This is a genomic window from Microbacterium helvum, from assembly GCF_014779795.1.
Classification (GTDB): domain Bacteria; phylum Actinomycetota; class Actinomycetes; order Actinomycetales; family Microbacteriaceae; genus Microbacterium; species Microbacterium helvum.
The window spans coordinates 137,762-156,302 of record NZ_JACXZS010000004.1; the positions used below are offsets into that span (position 1 = coordinate 137,762).

18 protein-coding genes are annotated in these 18,541 nt (G+C 70.2%); 7 read left to right on the plus strand and 11 right to left on the minus strand.

All coding sequences use genetic code 11. The annotated features are described in order from the left end of the window. Positions 1–46 precede the first annotated feature (46 nt). Positions 47–730 (plus strand): lipoyl(octanoyl) transferase LipB, encoded by a 684-nt coding sequence (gene lipB / locus IF188_RS07620; protein ID WP_318152839.1) that lies wholly within the window; start codon positions 47–49, stop codon positions 728–730. Next, positions 727–1,767 (plus strand): lipoyl synthase, encoded by a 1,041-nt coding sequence (gene lipA, locus IF188_RS07625; protein ID WP_396652746.1) that lies wholly within the window; start codon positions 727–729, stop codon positions 1,765–1,767. The genes lipB and lipA overlap by 4 nt, the downstream gene beginning before the upstream one ends. Positions 1,768–1,800: 33 nt before the next feature. On the opposite strand, the gene IF188_RS07630 is transcribed toward lipA, so the two are convergent. Next, positions 1,801–2,301: a DUF2004 domain-containing protein gene (locus tag IF188_RS07630; protein WP_191171184.1), complete on the minus strand. Its 501-nt coding sequence runs from the start codon at positions 2,299–2,301 to the stop codon at positions 1,801–1,803. Positions 2,302–2,571: 270 nt separating this feature from the next. Here IF188_RS07630 and IF188_RS07635 point away from each other — a divergent pair, with 270 nt between their 5' ends. After that, positions 2,572–3,090 carry a hypothetical protein gene (locus IF188_RS07635; RefSeq protein WP_191171185.1) on the plus strand — a complete coding sequence of 173 codons (519 nt, stop codon included), beginning with the start codon at positions 2,572–2,574 and terminating at the stop codon, positions 3,088–3,090. Between the two features lie 15 nt (positions 3,091–3,105). Here the strand turns inward: IF188_RS07635 and ftsY are convergent, their stop codons facing one another. From ftsY to smc, 3 genes are all read right to left on the minus strand, one after another. Then, positions 3,106–3,978 carry a signal recognition particle-docking protein FtsY gene (gene ftsY / locus IF188_RS07640; protein WP_191171186.1) on the minus strand — a complete coding sequence of 291 codons (873 nt, stop codon included), beginning with the start codon at positions 3,976–3,978 and terminating at the stop codon, positions 3,106–3,108. A gap of 62 nt (positions 3,979–4,040) precedes the next feature. Then, positions 4,041–4,724: a hypothetical protein gene (locus IF188_RS07645; RefSeq protein WP_191171187.1), complete on the minus strand. Its 684-nt coding sequence runs from the start codon at positions 4,722–4,724 to the stop codon at positions 4,041–4,043. Positions 4,725–4,803: 79 nt separating this feature from the next. Next, positions 4,804–8,367 carry a chromosome segregation protein SMC gene (smc, locus tag IF188_RS07650; RefSeq protein WP_191171188.1) on the minus strand — a complete coding sequence of 1,188 codons (3,564 nt, stop codon included), beginning with the start codon at positions 8,365–8,367 and terminating at the stop codon, positions 4,804–4,806. A gap of 491 nt (positions 8,368–8,858) precedes the next feature. Here smc and IF188_RS07655 point away from each other — a divergent pair, with 491 nt between their 5' ends. From IF188_RS07655 to IF188_RS07665, 3 genes are all read left to right on the plus strand, one after another. Further along, positions 8,859–9,110, plus strand: a complete 252-nt coding sequence (locus IF188_RS07655; RefSeq protein ID WP_191171189.1) for a hypothetical protein — start codon at positions 8,859–8,861, stop codon at positions 9,108–9,110. A 77-nt stretch (positions 9,111–9,187) separates the two neighbouring features. Beyond that, the gene (locus tag IF188_RS07660) at positions 9,188–10,270 is read left to right on the plus strand and encodes a GNAT family N-acetyltransferase (protein ID WP_191171190.1); all 1,083 of its coding nucleotides are present in this window, start codon (positions 9,188–9,190) and stop codon (positions 10,268–10,270) included. Continuing rightward, positions 10,263–11,357, plus strand: a complete 1,095-nt coding sequence (locus IF188_RS07665; RefSeq protein ID WP_191171191.1) for a GNAT family N-acetyltransferase — start codon at positions 10,263–10,265, stop codon at positions 11,355–11,357. The genes IF188_RS07660 and IF188_RS07665 overlap by 8 nt, the downstream gene beginning before the upstream one ends. A 13-nt stretch (positions 11,358–11,370) precedes the next feature. Here the strand turns inward: IF188_RS07665 and mutM are convergent, their stop codons facing one another. Genes mutM through IF188_RS07695 form a run of 6 tightly spaced genes read right to left on the minus strand, consistent with a single transcriptional unit; the run spans position 11,371 to position 16,499 of the window. Next, positions 11,371–12,291 (minus strand): bifunctional DNA-formamidopyrimidine glycosylase/DNA-(apurinic or apyrimidinic site) lyase, encoded by a 921-nt coding sequence (gene mutM / locus IF188_RS07670; protein ID WP_191171192.1) that lies wholly within the window; start codon positions 12,289–12,291, stop codon positions 11,371–11,373. After that, positions 12,284–12,985, minus strand: coding sequence for a ribonuclease III (gene rnc / locus IF188_RS07675; protein ID WP_191171193.1), 702 nt, complete (start codon positions 12,983–12,985; stop codon positions 12,284–12,286). Before rnc ends, mutM begins: the two co-directional genes overlap by 8 nt. A gap of 13 nt (positions 12,986–12,998) precedes the next feature. Further along, positions 12,999–13,208, minus strand: a complete 210-nt coding sequence (gene rpmF / locus IF188_RS07680; protein WP_045297913.1) for a 50S ribosomal protein L32 — start codon at positions 13,206–13,208, stop codon at positions 12,999–13,001. A 2-nt stretch (positions 13,209–13,210) separates the two neighbouring features. After that, the gene (locus IF188_RS07685; RefSeq protein ID WP_191171194.1) at positions 13,211–13,756 is read right to left on the minus strand and encodes a YceD family protein; all 546 of its coding nucleotides are present in this window, start codon (positions 13,754–13,756) and stop codon (positions 13,211–13,213) included. Positions 13,757–13,798: 42 nt separating this feature from the next. Further along, the gene (gene coaD / locus IF188_RS07690; protein WP_191171195.1) at positions 13,799–14,296 is read right to left on the minus strand and encodes a pantetheine-phosphate adenylyltransferase; all 498 of its coding nucleotides are present in this window, start codon (positions 14,294–14,296) and stop codon (positions 13,799–13,801) included. Positions 14,297–14,336: 40 nt separating this feature from the next. Continuing rightward, positions 14,337–16,499 (minus strand): ATP-dependent DNA helicase RecG, encoded by a 2,163-nt coding sequence (locus IF188_RS07695; RefSeq protein ID WP_191171196.1) that lies wholly within the window; start codon positions 16,497–16,499, stop codon positions 14,337–14,339. 89 nt (positions 16,500–16,588) lie between these two features. Here IF188_RS07695 and rsmD point away from each other — a divergent pair, with 89 nt between their 5' ends. After that, the gene (rsmD, locus tag IF188_RS07700) at positions 16,589–17,149 is read left to right on the plus strand and encodes a 16S rRNA (guanine(966)-N(2))-methyltransferase RsmD (RefSeq protein WP_191171197.1); all 561 of its coding nucleotides are present in this window, start codon (positions 16,589–16,591) and stop codon (positions 17,147–17,149) included. On the opposite strand, the gene IF188_RS07705 is transcribed toward rsmD, so the two are convergent. Further along, positions 17,110–18,513 carry a serine hydrolase domain-containing protein gene (locus IF188_RS07705; protein ID WP_191171198.1) on the minus strand — a complete coding sequence of 468 codons (1,404 nt, stop codon included), beginning with the start codon at positions 18,511–18,513 and terminating at the stop codon, positions 17,110–17,112. The genes rsmD and IF188_RS07705 overlap by 40 nt on opposite strands. Between the last annotated feature and the right edge of the window lie 28 nt (positions 18,514–18,541).

The window sequence follows — 18,541 nt, forward strand, 5'->3', positions numbered from 1 at the left end:
TATCCCCGGCGTCCGACATGCACCCACGGATGTATTGTTGGACGCGATCCATCAATCGCCACGAGCGAACGCGTCACAGCGAAGGAGCACGATGCTCGAGATCCAGACCGTCGGCCTCTCCCCCGATTACGTCCCCTACCTGGACGGCTGGGAGATGCAGCGCCGCATCCACGCGGAAGTCGTGGAGGGCACCCGGCCCGACACCCTGCTCCTCCTCGAGCACGAACCGGTGTACACCGCCGGCGCTCGCACCGCGAAGCATGAGCGCCCCACCGATGGCACGCCCGTCGTGGACGTCGACCGCGGCGGCAAGATCACGTGGCACGGCCCGGGTCAGCTCGTCGGCTACCCGATCGTGCGCCTGCACGAGCCCGTCGACGTCGTCGCGCACGTGCGGCGCCTGGAGAGCCTGCTGATCGACGCCCTCGCCGAGCACGGCGTCACCGGCTACCGCGTCGAGGGCCGCAGCGGGGTATGGGTGCGCCGCCCCCTCGGTGAAGACAAGGTCGCGGCCATCGGCGTGCGCGTGCAGCGCGGCGTCACGATGCACGGCTTCGCCCTCAACTGCGACAACACGCTCGCCGGATTCCGCGGCATCATCCCGTGCGGGATCACGGATGCCGGCGTCACGACGATCAGCGAGATCCTCGGCGCCGACGTCGCGCCGAAGGACGTCATCGGCACCGTGAGCCGCGTGTTCGAGGCCGAGTACGCGGGCGTGACCGCGTGAGCGCCTGCAGCACCGGCGGCACCGGCGTGACGGCATCCGGTCCCTCCGCAGCTCCAGAAGGACGCAAGCTGCTCCGGCTCGAGGTGCGCAACGCGCAGACCCCGATCGAGCGCAAGCCGGAGTGGATCAAGACGAAGGCGAAGATGGGGCCGGAGTACCAGGCCCTGCACTCGCTCGTGAAGACCGAAGAGCTGCACACCGTCTGCCAGGAGGCCGGCTGCCCCAACATCTACGAGTGCTGGGAAGACCGCGAGGCGACCTTCCTCATCGGCGGCTCGCAGTGCACGCGGCGCTGCGACTTCTGTCAGATCGACACCGGCAAGCCGGCGGACTACGACACCGACGAGCCGCGGCGGGTCGCCGAGAGCGTCGTGCGCATGAACCTCCGCTACGCCACCGTCACCGGTGTCGCGCGTGACGACCTGCCCGACGGCGGGGCGTGGCTGCACGCCGAGACCGTCCGGCAGATCCACGCGATGAACCCGAACACCGGCGTCGAGATCCTCGCGACCGACTTCAACGGCGACCCGGCGCTGCTCGCCGAGGTGTTCGACAGCCGCCCCGAAGTCTTCGCGCACAACGTCGAGACCGTCCCGCGCATCTTCAAGCGCATCCGTCCCGCGTTCCGCTACGAGCGGTCGCTGGACGTGCTCACGCAGGCGCGCGACGCGGGGCTCATCACGAAGTCGAACCTCATCCTGGGCATGGGCGAGGAGCCGGAAGAGGTCGTGCAGGCGCTGCAGGACCTGCACGACGCCGGCACCGACATCATCACCATCACGCAGTACCTGCGGCCCTCGCCGCGTCACCTGCCCGTGGCGCGCTGGGTGAAGCCGCAGGAGTTCGTCGAGTTCAAAGAAGAGGCCGAGCGCATCGGCTTCCTCGGCGTGCTCGCCGGGCCGCTCGTGCGCTCGTCGTACCGTGCCGGGCGCCTCTGGGCGCAGTCGATGCTGTCGAAGGGGCGCGAGATCCCCGCGCACCTCGCACACATCGCCGAGGACGTGCACGTCGACCGCGGCTTCGCGCAGGCGGTCTGAACCCGGGTCCCCCCGACCGGATGGCGGGTCGGTTCAGTCGGCGCTCGTGACCGACTGGACCGCCCCGTCGGAGTCCAGGTTCACCAGCAGCACGTCGTCGGTGGCGTCGGGGTCGAGTGCGTACTCGAGCACCGCGAACGGGTCGGAGCCGCCGTGCTCGTCGGCGAGGATCGTCATGCTCATGAGCTGCAGCGACCGGATGACGTCCATGTGCACATCGCCCGAGATGTCGACGAGCACATCCTCCAGCGCCTCGCCGAGCGCTTCCTGCTGCTGAAGGATGTACTCCGTCACCTCGCTGGTGCGGTCGTTGAGCTCGTTCACCATCGCGTTGCGCGCGCTCAGATCGATGGCCTCCAGCGACGAGATGAGCGCGGCGGCGACGTCGAGCGCCGCCGGCGAGACGTCGTCCTGATCGGGCGCGGTCAGATCGACCGTGACCGACTGATCGCCCAGGTCGACGTTCTCGGACCAGAAGATCGATCCGTCGGGCCCCGACTCGAGGAGGCCGAAATAGTCGTGCTCGATCGCCATGCCCCCATGAAACCGCACCGACGGCGTCGGCGAAAGTCCGGACACGGTGAACACGGCCAACGATACTCGTCCGGTACTCGCCCACCGCAGCACGATTGCCCGCGGCCCCCGCCCGCGAGGATCATGTCGCTCGGGGCGTGACGCGCCCCGCCGACGACGCACGAAGGAGGGGACATGAAGCACATCGCCGCCGTCGCGATCGCAATGGCCTTGGTCCTGATGGGAGGCCCGGCAACGGCGAGTCCGCCACACACGGTGGACCCAGCGACCATGACCCCGACGCTGAATCCGAACTATGCGCCGTGGACCTGCGTGCTCACCGGCGCCCAGATCACCTGCAACGGGTACGAGGGACTCGCCTACACGAACGAGCCGATCGGGTTGCAGTGCGCCGGACAGGACGTGTACGTCACTGGAACGCAGCAATCGACGTTCATCCGATGGCACGACCTCGACGGCCGCGCCCTGAAGACGTCGATCCAGACGAACTTCACGTCGGACCGCCTGACTCTGTCGGCCACGGGTCAGGGACCCGCGGTCTACCTCTCGGGCGGCTGGCACAAGCACTACGTCTACGTCGTACCAGGAGACCTCACCCAGCGTGTCCTCACCGAGACGGGGTCGGCCCTGAAGCTCCGGGTGCCCGGCGATGGTGTCACGTTCCGCGACGCCGGCACAGTGACGTACGTGCCTGATGAAGAGTACGAGACGCCGGCGGTCGCACACGGCATCCACGACCGTTACTCCGGCGCGGACCTCGACGCGCTGATCTGCGACGGCCTCACCTGAGGCGCGTTTCGCAGATCAATCGACGAGGGATGCCGCGAACACGTGCGGCGTGAAGCCGGTGAGGTCGCCGATCCCCTCGCCCTGCCCGAGGAGCTTCACCGGGATGCCGGTGCGCTCCTGCACCGCGAGGACGAAACCGCCCTTGGCAGATCCGTCGAGCTTCGTGATCACGAGCCCGGTGACGCCCGCGTGCTCCAGGAACGCCTGCGCCTGCATGACGCCGTTCTGACCGGTCGTGGCATCCAGCACCAGCAGCACCTCGCTGATGGGCGCCTGCTTCTCGATCACGCGGCGGATCTTGCTGAGCTCGTCCATGAGCCCGCCCTTGGTGTGCAACCGGCCGGCGGTGTCGACGAGCACGATCTCGGTGCCGGTGCTCTTGGCGTACTCGATCGTCTGGAAGGCGACGGATGCCGGATCCTGGCCCTCCTGCTGCGGCCGGACGATCGCCGCGCCGCCCCGTTCGGCCCACGTGGCGAGCTGGTCGACGGCGGCCGCGCGGAACGTGTCGGCCGCTCCGACGACGACCGAGCGCCCGTAGCGCTGCAGGAACTTGGCGAACTTGCCGATGGTCGTGGTCTTGCCGACGCCGTTGACACCGACCACGAGCACGACCGCCGGACGCTCGGTGAGACGCAGCGTCGTGTCGAACTTGGCGAAATGCTCCTCGAGGGTCTCTCTCAGCATGCGCTGCAGGTCCTTCGGGTCGGTCGTGCGGAACCGCTCGACCTTTTCGCGCAGCTCGTCGACGATCCGCTCGGTGATGTCCGGCCCGAAGTCGGCGGTCAGCAGCGCCGTCTCGAGGTCCTCCCAGGTGTTCTCGTCGATCGTGGGCTTGACGAACATGCCGCGCAGCGCGCGACCGAGCGACCAGGAGCTCTCTGCCATGCCTCCAGCCTAGAGGCGCGGGAGCTGTCGGACCCGCCGCGCCGCAGCCCGCGGGAGGGCCGTCACGGGATCGGGACGACCGCCGCCGCGAGACCATCCGAGAGCAGCGTGCCGTACTGCACGGTGGCGTCCTGCCCGGACGGGCACGTGACGCCCAGGTAGATCCCTCCGCCGACGGATCCGATCATGCGCGCGGTGTCGAGCCACGTCGTGCCGTCGGCACCGGCGCTGGTGACGGTGCGTGTGTCGACGACGCCCGCAGTGCTCAGCGGCAGCACGTCGTCATGTGCCCAGCCCGCGACGTCATCGGCTGTCGCCTGCTCGCCGCTGTCGTCGGTGAGCACCAGCGCGAGCATCTCGTCCGTCAGCGCACTGTCGCCCTCTGACGCTTCGAGTCCGGTGACCGTCCCCTGATAGAAGGCAGCGACGCAGCCGGTCCGGTTGTCGACGTACGACCAGCTGCCGTTGCCGTCGTCGGCGGTGTCGACGGTGTAGTCCGCGTCGGTCATGAAGGGGTCCGTCCACTGCAGCGTCCGCGTCGCACCGTCGAACTCACCGTCGAAGGGCAGGTCCGCCGCCGTCTCGTCATCGACCGGTTCGTCGTCGACCGTGGGTCCGCCCTCCGTCGAGCCAGACGACTCGGCGGGGCCCGCGATCTGCGGCAGGGCGATCGCGCATCCCTGCAGGGTGAGCGCGCCGACGATGAGCAGCGCCGCGATGCCGGCGGGGCGGAGGAGCTGACGCATGCGTCGAACCTAGCGTGTCGCGGAACGGGGGCGTGGTCACGTCAGAGCATGGCCGGCCTGGCGTCGCCGGAGGATGCCGTCACGCCACGCGTTCGCCGACGCGCTGGCCCACCACCGCCGAGACGCCGTCCTGCCGCATCGAGACGCCGTACAGCGCGTCGGCGATCTCCATCGTGCGCTTCTGGTGCGTGATGACGATCAGCTGACTCGAGACGCGCAGTTGCTCGAAGACTCCGAGCAGGCGTCCGAGGTTGGCGTCGTCGAGCGCGGCCTCGACCTCGTCGAGGATGTAGAACGGGCTCGGCCGCGCCTTGAAGATCGCGGTGAGCAGCGCCACCGCCGCCAGCGACCGCTCTCCGCCCGACAGCAGCGAGAGCCGCTCGATCTTCTTGCCGACGGGACGGACGGCGACTTCGATGCCCGTGGTGAGCGGGGAGTCCGGATCCGTCAGCGAGATCGACCCGGTGCCGCCGGGGAACAGGATCGGGAACACCTCGCCGAAGGCGACCTGCGTGTCCTCGAATGCTGCGAGGAAGATCGTCTGCATGCGCTCGTCGAGCTCTTCGATGATCGTCAGCAGATCCTTGCGCGTCTGCGTCAGATCGGCCAGCTGCTCGGTTATGAACTTGTGGCGCTGCTCGAGCGCCGCGAACTCCTCCAGGGCCAGCGGATTGACGCGTCCGAGCTGGGCGAGCTTGCGCTCCGCCTCCTGCAGGCGTCGCCGCTGCTGCGCACGATCGTAGGGACGGGATGCCGCGTCGTCCTGCGGCTCGTCCGCCTCCGCGTCTTCGTCGGAAGCGTCGCCCGTGAGCGCATCATCGTCCGGAACCGGCTGATCCGGACCATATTCCGAAACAAGAATGTCTTCCTCTAGACCGAGTTCGGACTGCACCCGCTCGAGCAGCCCTGTCACATGGAGCCGCTTCTCGTGGATCTGCAGCTCGAGACTGTGGACGCTCTCGGTGAGCCCTGCGAGACGCTCGCGCACGGAGCTCTCCTGCGCACGCAGCTCGGCGAGTTCGGCGGTGAGTGCCGTCCGCTCGGACTCCGCGGCCGCGAGCTCGGCGCGCGCCTGCGCGAGCGAGCGATCGACCGAGTCGATCACCGCGGGAAGCTGTCCGGCGACCCCGGCGGCGATCTCGCGCTGCGCGCGGCGGACGACGGCACGCCGTGCCGCCTCGGCCGCGGCCTCCTTCTCGCGCTCGCGCTGACGCTCCAGCGCGACGACCCGGGACTCGCCCGCCCGGATGCGTTCGCGAAGAGTCTCGACGTCCAGGCGGGCGCGCATCTCGCCGTCGCGGGCCTGATCGAGTGCGGCGAGCATCCCCTCGCGCGCCGACGCGTCCAGGATCGGGCGCGGCGCCTCGAGCGCGGCGGTCAGCTGGTCGTCGGCCGAGCGTGCCGACGCCTCGGCATCCTCGACCGCGGAAGCAGCCTGCGCCAGTCCTGCGGCGAGGCGGTCGCACTCCGCGACCGCGGCCTCGTGCCGCACCGTCGCGCGATTGAGCTGCTCGGCTTGCGCCGCCAGCGCCGCGTCATGCTCTCGCAGCGTGGTGAGCGCGGTCCTGGTCCGCTGACGGGCCGACTCCAGAGCGCCCGTCGCCCCGGCGAGTTCGTCGCGCAGCGTGTCGGCGACCACCGCGACCTCGTCGCGGCGTTCGGCGGCGGCATCCCTCTCGGCAGCCAGTTCGAGCCGCGACCGCGACGCTCCCGCACCCGCGCGCAGCGAGTACTCGGTGTACACCTCGCCACGCCGCGTGACGACCGTGATCGGCCCGCCGAGCTCCGCGTGGGCGAGAGCGGGGCCGACCGCCTGTGCGGCGTCGAGGTCGTCCGCGATCACGACGTACGACAGCATCCCGAGCACGCCTGCCGGCGCCGTCACGACCTCACGCGCGGGCACCACGCCGTCCAGGACCGGGAAAGCCGGTGTCATCGCCCCCGCGTCCGAGATCACGATGTCGACCACGCCCGCATCGGCGTCGCGCACCGCCGCGGCGATGGCGAACGCACCCGCGCGGTCTTCGACCAGCACGCCCTCTGCGACGGGACCCAGCACCGCCGCGATGGCGGCCTCGTAGCCCGGACGCACCTGCACCGCGTCGCCGACGAGGCCCCGCACGCCGTCGAGGCCCTGCGCGATCAGCGACGACGCGCCGTTCTGGACGTCCAGTGCACGGCTGAGAGCCGCCGTCTGCGCGGTGAGCGCCTCGCGCTCGCGCTCGGCCGCGTGCAGCCGCTCGCGCAGCGACGCGACAGCGGCCTCGGCCTCCGTCGCATCGCGCTGGGCCGTCTCGTACGCGACGGCGTGGTCGGCGGAATCCGCCTCGGGCATCAGGTCGGGGTCCACCCCGGCGAGGATCTGCTCCGCCTCGGCGCGCCGCGCCAGCGCGGCATCGAGCGCCTTCTGCTGCCGCTCGACGGCGGCGCGCACCGCCGCGAGAGCCGATGCCGCGGCCTCCGCCGAACCGCGCAGCGCGGTGATCCGCATGTCATGCTCCGACACCAGGGCGCTCTGCGCCGCGATGTCGACATCGAGCGCATCGAGTTCGGCCCGCGCGCGCATGACCTCACGGGCGGCCTCGGCTGCGGCATCCTGAGCCGTCCCGAGTCCGTCGGACACCCCGTCGATCTCGCTGCGGGCCTCGTCGATCATCGCCTGCGAGACGGTCGTCAGCTCGATGCGGTCCTCGTCCTCGGCATCGCCGAGCAGGGCCAGCCGCTGTCCGGCGAGTGCATAGAGACCGCGGAGCCGCTCCTGCACCCGCTCCAGGCCGAAGGCGACACGGCGAGCCTGGTCGACCGCTTCGGAGCGCTGGTCGTTCTCGAGCTGCTCGATGCGCACGCGGGCGTTGTCGAGACGCTCCTGCAGAACGAGACGCTCGGCGTGCCGTTCGTGCTCGTTCCGTGTGTGCGATGCCAGCTCTTCGCGCCGCCCGACCAGCTCATCGGCGAAGAGACGCGCCTTGGCGTCGCGCACGACGGCGGCGATCGTCGCGGCCTCGCGCGCGATCTCGGCCTGGCGCCCCAGCGGCTTGAGCTGACGGCGCAACTCGCCGGCGAGGTCGCTCAGGCGTGTGAGGTTGGCCTCCATCGCGTCGAGCTTGCGCAGGGTCTTCTCTTTGCGTCGGCGGTGCTTGAGGATGCCCGCGGCCTCTTCGATGAAGCCGCGGCGATCCTCGGGTGTCGCCTGCAGCACGCTGTCGAGGCGGCCTTGCCCCACGATCACGTGCATCTCGCGGCCGAGACCCGAGTCGCTCAGGAGCTCCTGCACGTCCAGCAGCCGGCAGGACTCGCCGTTGATCGCGTACTCGCTGGTGCCGTTGCGGAACAGGGTCCGGCTGATCGTCACCTCGGAGTACTCGATCGGCAGCGCGCCGTCGCTGTTGTCGATCGTGAGCTGCACCTCCGCGCGGCCGAGCGGGCCGCGCGTGGCAGTGCCGGCGAAGATGACGTCCTCCATCTTGCCGCCGCGCAGGGTCTTGGCCCCCTGCTCGCCCATCACCCACGCGAGGGCGTCGACGACGTTGGACTTGCCGGAGCCGTTGGGGCCGACGATGCACGTCACCCCGGGTTCGAGGTCGAATCTCGTCGGCTGGGCGAACGACTTGAACCCTTTGAGCGTCACGCTCTTCAGGTGCATGGCTGCGCCCTCCGCCCCCGGTCGATTACCCGCCTACGCTACCGGAGCCCGGCGCGGATTCCGCGAGCCCGGCCGGGGTTCCGCCCAGCCCGCGACACGCCATGCGAGAAGCGAATCTGCGAAAAGGCTTGACGTGGCGGACGGATCCGCGCTAGCGTCACTCTCCGCGTCTGAAGTTGAGAAAGGAGGTCCACCGATGATGATCGACAACACCACTGGAATCGCCGCCCGTGATGGCGGAGCGATTCGTGCGTTCGCGTCGGGGACCCTCTCCTTCGGCGCTGTGCTGAGCGGCCGGTTCCCCGCCGCCATCTGATCCCCGCAGGGGACGAGTCTGCCCGTCACCGGGCCGGTACCGTCTGCTGCGCCGCATCCGGTCACGGATGCTGAGCGCGCTCCCCCTGCCGCCATCCCGCCGTGCTGCGGCACGGCATCTCCGCCTCCGGCCGCCTTGGCCCAGGCATCCCTCTCCGATCGGAAGAAGAACCATCATGAGTACACGTCTCGCGCCGCAGCGCTCTTCGGGTGAGCCCGATTCGCTGCGACTTCCGAGTCCCGACCGCGTATCGATCGTGGATCGCGTCGCCATGCACCTCGCGGTGCGCCTGCTGCTGTGGAGCACGCGCGCACCTCGGCTGGCGGACGACCGCGGGCGCCACGCCGACGCCTACCGGCGACAGGAGGACGCCGCAGAGCGCGAACGCGCGTATCTGCGCGGCATCATCCTCGCTCACGGCCTGTGATCGCCACCGGGTCCGCCGCCCGCTCCGGGCGGCGGACCCCATACCCCGCTTACTCACCTCACTCGCAAGGAAACGACATGACCACCATCACGGGGCTGGAGATCCGCCCCCTCGTCATCCCGGCATCGATCGAGGACCCCGACGCCGGCGACTTCGTCGAGATGGTCCGGGTCCGCAACGAGATCTACCGAGAGATCTCCGGCCACGGAGACGAGGCGATCTCTCCCGCAGAGCTGCTCCCCCACTACCGCCCGAACGAGTACGAGACCCGCTGCTCCTGGATCGTCCTCGACGAGGGCGAGGTGATCGGCCGTGTGGGCGTCGACATCCCGCACGACGAGGGGTCGAGCGCGGCCTTCTGGCTGATCGAGCTGCTCCGTCGCACCTGGGGCCGGGGAATCGGCTCGGCCGCGTACGAGCTCGTCGAGCGCACCGCACGCGAGAACGGACGCACGGTGCTGCAGTCCTGGGCGGAGCACCCGGCGGCGGACGGCCCGCGGCTGGCACCGCCGACCGGCTTCGGCAGCATCCCCGAAGACCACGTCGCGCGGTTCTATCTCGGCCACGGGTACACGCTCGAGCAGGTCGAGCGCAGCAGCGCCTTCGACTTGACCGGGCCGTTCGACGAGGTGCGGCGCCTGCTGGCCCTCGCCGAGGCGGCCTCGGGCGACTACCGCGTCGTGCAGTGGTTCGCACCGACACCCGCCGAGCATGTGGACGGCTACGCCTGGATGAAGTCCCGGATGTCGACCGACACTCCCACCGGCGCGATGGAGTTCGCCGAAGAGACCTGGGACGCCGCCCGGATCGCCGAGCATGACGCGAAGTACACCGACTCCGGACGCACGCTGCTCGTGACCGCCGCGCAGCACATCCAGACCGGCGAACTCTGTGCGTTCAACGAGCTGGTCGTCGGCAAGGACCGGACCGAGGCATCCCATCAGGAGGACACCCTGGTGCTCAAGGAGCACCGCGGCCACAAGCTCGGCACCCTCGTGAAGTGCGCCGGACTGCTCACCTGGCGCGACGTCGCACCCGCGTCGCCGCGCGTCATCACCTACAACGCAGAGGAGAACCGTCCCATGCTGGATATCAACGAGGCGATCGGATTCCTGCCCATCGCCTACGACGGCGCGTGGAAGAAGGTGCTCGATGTCTGAGCTCGCCATCGACGTCGTCACGATCAGTCCCGTCGTCGTCCCGAAGACCGTCGACGCACCCGATGCCAGGGTGTTCGTCGAGATGGTCCGCATCGCCAACGCCGTCTGCCTGAACGACGCCGGGCACGACTACCTCCACGAAGAGCCTGCCGAGATGCTGGGGTCCTGGCACGACCAGACCGACTGGGTGCAGCTCGGCTTCGCGGCCCAGCGGGGTGACGACGTGCTGGGCGTCGTGAAGATGCTCATCGCGAACCAGCCGGACGTCAGCTCTCTCGAGTTCGACCTGATGGTCGACCCGCCGCACCGTGGCCGGGGCACCGAGGAGCTTCTGCTCGCGGAGGTGGAGCGCGAGGCACGGGAACGCGGCATCGCCACGATCCAGACCTGGACCCTCCACCGCCCCGACGACGGCGGCGAACGTCTCCCGTCGCCGACCGGCTGGGGCTCCGTTCCGGCCGACACGGAGGCGCGGCTGCAACAGGCGAACGGCTTCACGCTCGAGCAGGTGGAGCGCAACAGCGTGTTCGACCTCACGGGCGATCTGTCGCCCGTCGAACGCATGCTCCACGATGCGGAGGCCGCCGCGGGCGACGACTACCGGTCGGTCGCGTGGACGTCCCCGACGCCGCCCGAGTACATCGACGGCTTCGCCTACGCCTTGTCGCGCATGTCGACCGACGCGCCGCAGGGCGGGCTCGTCATCGATGAGCAGCACTGGGACGCCGCGCGCGTGAGACGGCGCGACGCCCGGCTGAAGGCGCAGGGACTGACGGTCTCGGTCGCCGCGGTGCTGCACGTGCCCACCGGTCGCGTCGCCGCGTACAACGAGCTGGCGATCGCGGACGACCCCACGGGCGCCACGCAGCAGTTCGGCACGCTGGTCGTGAAGGAGCATCGCGGGCACCGCCTCGGAACCATCGTCAAGTGCGCCAACCTGCTGAGGTGGCGCACGATCGCGTCGCAGTCGCCGCGGGTGTCGACGTTCAACGCTGAGGAGAACCGCCACATGCTCGACATCAACGAGGCGATCGGCTTCGTCCCCGCCTCGTACGCGGGCGCGTGGAAGAAGGTGCTCGAGCTCTGAGCCGTGGGCAGCGTCAGCCGAGCGACCGCCGCCGCTGGCAGTGGGCGCAGAAGTGACTCGACCGGTTGGTGAACGGCACCCGCACGATCGGACGGCCGCACCGGGGACACGGCTCCCCGGTGCGGCCGTACGCGTTGAGCGAGTGCGCGAAGTAGCCCGCCTGGCCGTTCACGTTGACATACTGCGCGTCGAAACTCGTGCCGCCCTCGGCCAGCGCCTTGTCGAGCACATGGCGCACTTCGCCGAGCAGTCGGTTCACGGCGCGGGTCGACAGTGCTCGCGCCGGCGTCTCGGGATGGATGCGGGCGGCCCAGAGCGACTCGTCCGCATAGATGTTTCCGACGCCGCTGATGACGGTCTGATCCAGGAGCACGCGCTTGATCGCTGAGTCCTTGCGGACCAGCGCGGTGCGGAACCGAGCGTCCGAGAAGGCGGGGTCCAGCGGATCCCGCGCGATGTGCGCCACCTGGCGCGGGATCGATGCCTCCTCGCCGCCGCAGCCGCCCGGGGCGGCGTCGGGCGTCGGGACGAGCTCGTCGATCGCCAGCGATCCGAACGTGCGCTGGTCCGCGAAGACGACCGCGACCTCACCGTGAACGGGGTGGGCCAGATCGAGGCGGACGCGCTCGTGCCGCTCCGGCGCCGCGCCCGGCGTGCGCAGCAGCAGCTGTCCGCTCATGCCGAGATGGCCGACGACGGCATGCTCGGCGGGATCAGCCGGATCCTCGGGCTCGAGCGGGAGCCACAAGAACTTGCCCCGCCGAACCGACGCGCGGATCCGGCGCCCGGTGAGCGCTGCCTCGAAGTCCAGCGCGCTGCCGGGATGACGGGTCAGCGCACGCTCGTCGAACACCGTGACGCCCAGGACCGTCGCGCCCGTCACCGCGGGTGCGAGGCCCGCTCTGACGACCTCGACCTCGGGAAGCTCAGGCACGCCCGCTGAGTTCTCGCCACGCGGTGAGCGCGGCGGCCATCTCGGCGTGCTTCTTGCTGGTGCCCGCTCCCTCGGCGACGAGGTCGCCGACCGTCACCGTCGCGGTGAACTGGCGGTCGTGATCGGGGCCGGTCGAGGTCACCGCGTACGAGGGCGGGAGCATGCCGCCGTGGGCGGCCAGCTCCTGCAGCGCGGTCTTCGGATCCATCGCCGCCCCGTAGCGCTCGGGGTCGGCGAGCAGCGGCTCCACGAGGCGCAGCACCAGGGCTGTTGCGGCATCCGATCCCGCCGACAGGTGGGTGGCGCCGAAGATGGCCTCCATCGTGTCGGCGAGGATCGAGTCCTTGTCACGGCCGCCGGTGAGGTCTTCGCCGCGGCCCAGCAGCAGGTACTGCCCGAGACCGATGCCGCGCGCGATCTCGGCGAGGGCCACGGTCGACACGACGCTCGCCCGCCGTTTGGCGAGGGCGCCCTCTTCGAGCTCGGGATGCCCGGTGTACAGGCGCATCGTCACGGCCAGTCCGAGCACCGAATCACCCAGGAACTCCAGGCGTTCGTTGTGCGGGACCTGCCCGTTCTCATACGCCCACGAACGATGCGTGAGCGCCAGCGACAGAAGCTCGGGGTCGATGTCGACCCCGAGCTTCTGTGTGAGTTCTGCGAGCGCGAGGCGCTCGGCAGTGACGTCGGTCACGTCAGTGCGACGATCAGACGTCGGCGACCTTGCGGCCCTTGTACTCGAGGAACAGCTCGGTGCCCTGCGAGTCGGTGACGACCTTCGCCTGGTGCGGGCGGCTGTAGACCGTCTTGCCGTTCTCGACGGTCTTGACGAGCGTGGGGGCCTCGGCCTTCCACTGCGCGCGACGCGAGCGGGTGTTCGAACGGGAAACCTTGCGCTTCGGGGGGTTACCTGCCATGGCTAACTCTCTTCTGTCGGATCATCCCCGCGTGAGCGGGGAACGTCTGGGGTGAAGTCCTGGAGCGCGGCCCATCGTGGATCGGCCGGCTGGCTCAGCTCTGCACCGGCATTCTCGGTCAGTCGCTCACCCGTGACCGGATCAAGGCCGGGGCAATCCGGCTGACATACCGGCTGAAATGGAAGCGACAGGACGACCGCTTCCCTGACCAGAGTTTCAAGATCCACGTGGTCGTCTTGAACCTCGAAGTCAGCTTCGTCCTCTCCAGGATACGCGAAAAGCTCCTGGAACTCGACTTGGAGCCCCTGGGTGATGTCGGTGAGGCAGCGACCGCACACTCCGGTGTACTCCGTGTCGACCTCGCCCGACACGAGGATGCCCTCGTGCACGGACTCCAGTCGCACGTCGACAGCGACCTGCTCGCCCTCGGCGACCGAGACGAGACCCTCGCCCCATTTCTCGGGCGCCGGTACCTCGAAGGAGTGCTCGCGCATCTCGCCGGCACGATGCACGAGATCGCGGACCGGGATCGCGAACGGACCCGTCACATGCTTTCTGACCACGGAACAAGCCTAGCCGCGGGCGGGCGATCAGATGCCGCGCGCCCCCGTGTCGAGGAACCGTGCGACGGCCGCCGGCACGTACGGCGACACGTCTCCACCGAGGGAGGCGACCTGGCGCACCAGCGAGCTGGAGACCAGCGCGTGGGCGGGATCCGGCAGCAGGAAAACCGTCTCGACGTGCGCGAGATGACGGTTCACGATCGCCATCGGAGTCTCATAGGCCACGTCGACCTGCGATCGGATGCCCTTCACGAGCACGCCGGCGCCCACGTCGGTCGCGTAGTCGACGAGCAGACCCATGCTCCACGACGCCACCACCACATCGCCTTCGATGGCGCTCTCGGCGATCGACTGCTCCAGCAGCGACTGCCGCTGTGCGATCGGGAGCATCGCCTCTTTGCCCGGGTTGTGCACCACCAGCACGTGCAGCTGGTCGTACAGCGACGCCGCCCGGCGGATGACATCGAGATGACCGAGGGTCGGCGGATCGAACGATCCCGGGACGACGGCGATCCGGCTGCTCATACCGACCAGCCTACTGGCCGCGCTGGTGTGCTCCGACGCGTCAGTTCTTCGCGAGGGCGGCGCGTTCGGCCATGCCCACGCTGTGCTCCAGCGCGGCGGCGAGACCCGGGTGACGGTCCAGCGCAGGATCGTCGGCAAGCACGTGCTCGGCCGCGATACGCGCCTCTGCGATGATGTCGGCGTCCTTCACGACGCGCAGCAGGCGCAGCGACGAACGGGCTCCGGACTGCGCGTCACCCAGCACATCGCCCTCACCGCGCAGCTCGAGATCGACCTCGGCCAGAGCGAAGCCGTCGAGTGTCGAGGCGACGGCATCGACGCGGTCGCGCGCCGGCGAGCCCTGCGGCGCCTCGGTGACGAGCAGGCACAGCCCCGGGAGGCCCCCGCGACCGACACGTCCGCGCAGCTGATGCAGCTGCGAGACGCCGAACCGGTCGGCTTCGAGGATCGCCATCGTCGACGCGTTGGGAACATCCACGCCCACCTCGACGACCGTGGTGGCCACCAGCACGTCGACGTCGCCGCGGGCGAACGCCTGCATGACGGCATCCTTCTCATCCGACGGCATCTTGCCGTGCAGGATCTGCACGCGGATGTCTGAGAAAGAGGGATGTCGCGACAGCAGGTCGGCGACCTGCACGACACCCCAGCGGGTGCGAGGGGCCTCTCCTGCCGTATCGCCCGCGGGCTCGTCGGCGGTGTCGTCCTTGGTGAGCGCTTCGGCGTCGATGGCAGCGCAGACCACGAACGCCTGCCGGCCCTGCGCCACCTCTTCGGCGATGCGCTCCCAGACGCGGCCGAACCACCCGGGCTTCTCGGCGAGCGGCGCGACGAACGTCTCGATCGCGGCACGGCCCGCCGGCATGGTGCGGATCGTCGACACATCGAGATCACCGAACACCGTCATCGCGACGGTGCGCGGGATCGGCGTCGCGGTGAGCACGAGAGCGTGCGGCGCAGACCCTTTCGCGCGCAGCGACTCGCGCTGCTCGACCCCGAAGCGGTGCTGCTCGTCGACCACCACCAGCCCGAGGTCGGCGAACGTCGTGCTCTCGCTCAACAGCGCGTGGGTGCCCACCACGATGCGCGCCTGGCCCGACGCCGCGCGCAGCGCCGCTTTGCGTCGCTCCGCGGCCGGCAGCTGGCCGGTGAGCAGGGTCGGCATGAGCTCCGGCGCGAGCTGCGGGCCGAGCATGCGGTCGATGGAGCGCACGTGCTGCGCCGCGAGCACCTCGGTCGGCGCGATCAGCGCGGACTGCCCGCCGTCCTGCGCGACCTGCAGCATGGCGCGCAGCGCGACGAGCGTCTTGCCCGAACCGACCTCGCCCTGCACCAGCCGGTTCATGGGCCAGTCGCCCTGCAGGTCCCGCCGGATCTGGTCGCCGACGTCCACCTGGTCCGGAGTGAGCGGAAAGGGCAGCGCGGCGTCGAACCGCTCCAGGAGCGTGCCCGGGATGCGACGGGTGGCCGACATCGCGCGGACGAAGGCGCGCTGCTGCAGCAGCGCGACCTGCAGCACGAAGGCCTCTTGCATGCGCAGCGTCGCCCGCGCCTGGTCGATCTCTTCGAAGTGCTGGGGGCGGTGGATCCGCTCCAGCGCGGTCCGGGCATCGAGAAGGTCGTGCCGTGCCCGCACCTCCGGCGGGAGGGGCTCGGGGATCTCTCCCAGACCGTCCAGCACGAGCTCGACCGTCTTCTGCAGCTGCCAGCTCGCGACGGTGCTCGTGGCAGGATAGATCGGGATCGGCAGATGCACGTTCTCGGCCGCTTTGAGCCGTGCCGCGTCTTCGTCCTCGAACAGCTCGTAGTCGGGATGCGTGAGCTGCTGGGCACCGCGATACACCCCGACCTTGCCCGCGAAGATGCCCTGCCGGCCGGGTCTCAGATCGCGCACGCGCCAGGACTGGTTGAAGAACGTCAGGGACATCTCGCCGTTGCCGTCGCTGATGACGACTTCGAGCAGCGAGCCGTTGCGGTTCTTCATGCGTCGCTCGTTGACCCGACGGACCTCGGCGACGATCGTGACGGGCTCGCCGATCGGCAGCGTCGAGATCGGTGTCAGCTCGCCGCGGCGCGCGTACCGGCGAGGGTAGTGGACGAGCAGGTCGCCCACCGTGGTCATGCCGAAAGCCCGCTCCAGTGCGGCCGCCGTCTTGCCGCCGATCGCGCCGCCCAGACGCGTATCGAGGCTGAAGGACGTCATTCCCCGAGGCTATCGCGGGGTTCCGACCTGCGGCGACGCGGACCCCGCCCGCGTCGCCCGCGAACGCGGTGCCCGGCTATCGTGAGGGGGTGACGCGCATCATCGCGGGCCGCGCCGGCTCGCTCGGCCTCGACGTTCCCGATGCGGGCACGCGCCCCACCAGCGACCGGGTGCGGGAGTCACTGTTCGGTGCGCTGGAGTCGGCCGATGCGATACGGGGAGCAGCGGTCCTGGACCTGTACGCCGGCTCGGGTGCGCTCGGTCTGGAGGCCGCCAGCCGCGGTGCGGCATCCGTCGACCTGGTCGAGAAGGCGCCGCGCGCGGCGACCGTCGCCCAGCGCAACGCGGGCCGGGTCGCCAAGGCGATCGGCGCCGGCGTCGTCGTCCGCGTGCACCGATCGAGCGCCGACGCGTATCTGCGCACGGCGCCCGGACCGTTCGACCTGGTGTTCCTGGACCCGCCGTACGACGTGGGCGAGACCGAGCTCGCGGCGACGCTCGCCCTGGTCGCGCCGCTCGTCGCCGACGGCGGCCACGTCGTCATCGAGCGCGCCTCGCGCTCGCCCCAGCCTGTCCTGCCCGACGGGCTCGTGGCCTCACGGTCGAAGCGCTACGGAGACACCACGCTCTGGTGGGCGACCACGGCCTGAGTCGCGTCGCCTGCCCACACGTCGGTGCCATCGAAGCCGACATCCTGCGTGATCGTGAGCCGCCCGGTGCTCTCCAGCACCAGCCGGAGCGTGGCGGCGTCGCCCAGCAGACGCAGCTCGGCTGCGAACTCGTCGCCGTTCCAGCCCCCGCCGACGGCGACGCGGTCGCCGTACCAGAACCGGTCTGCCGACGGGTCGGCCGGGAACACCGCGACCGTCCACTCCCCCGGCACGAAGGGCAGCTCGTGATCGTCGACCTCGAGCACTCCGCCCGAGATGCGCAGCCGCCGCAGCGGACCGCCCTCGTACGCGTACTCGACCGCCTCGTCGCGGATCTCGCCGCCGGGTGCAGCGATCGGCACGGTCGGGACGATGAGCGCGGTTCCGCCACCGACGGCGTCCGCCGGCGCCACACCTGACGACGACACCGCGTCGAAGGCCGGGAGCAGCTCGGCCCAGAGCGCGTCCAGCGGCAGCTGCATGTCGGGCAGGCCCCCGGTGATCGCCACGACGGCGTCGTGCTCGGGCATCACCACGACGTACTGCCCGAATGCGCCGTCGCCACGGTAGGCCCCGTGCCGGCACTGCCAGAACTGGAAGCCGTAGCCCTGGTTCCAGTCCGATTCGCCAGGATCGTTGGCGACCTGCCACGCCGTCGCCTCGTCGATCCATCCCGCGGGCACCAGCTGCCGGCCCTTCCAGCTGCCGCGCTGCAGCAGCAGCTGGCCGAACGCCGCCAGCTCCTCGGGCCTGATCGACAGGCCGAAGCCGCCGGCATCCACTCCCGACGGGCTCTGCAGCCACGCCGGATCGACGAAGCCGAGCGGTTCGAACAGCCGCGGACGCAGGTAGTCGAGCAGCCGCTCGCCGGTGCGCGTCTGGACGATGAGCGACAGCAGATAGGTCGCGGGCGTGTTGTACATCCAGTGCGTGCCGGGTGCGTGGACGAGCTCGGCGGCGAGCGTGTCGCGCGCCCAGTCCCCCTGCCACAGCTCGACCTCGGAGGTATGACCCGTGGTCATCGTGAGCAGGTGCCGCACGCGCAGCTGCGCGAGATGCTCCGACGGCTCTGTCGGGGCGGCATCGGGCACCAGATCGATCACCCTGTCGTCGAGCCCGAACCGCCCCTCGTCGATCGCGAGCCCCACCGCCAGCGAGGTGAAGCTCTTGCTGACCGAGTACATCGCCGTCGGCTCGTCGCGCTCGTACGGTGCCCACGTCGCCTCGGCGACGACGTGCCCGTGCCGCACGACGGTCAGGGTGTGGAGGTGAGAGATGCCGCCGAGCGCGGCCACGAGGCGCTCGATCGCCGCCGTCGGGATGCCCTGCTGCTCCGGCGCGGATCGAGGAAGAAGTTCGGTCACTCCGTCACCGTAGCGGGCGAGGGCGACA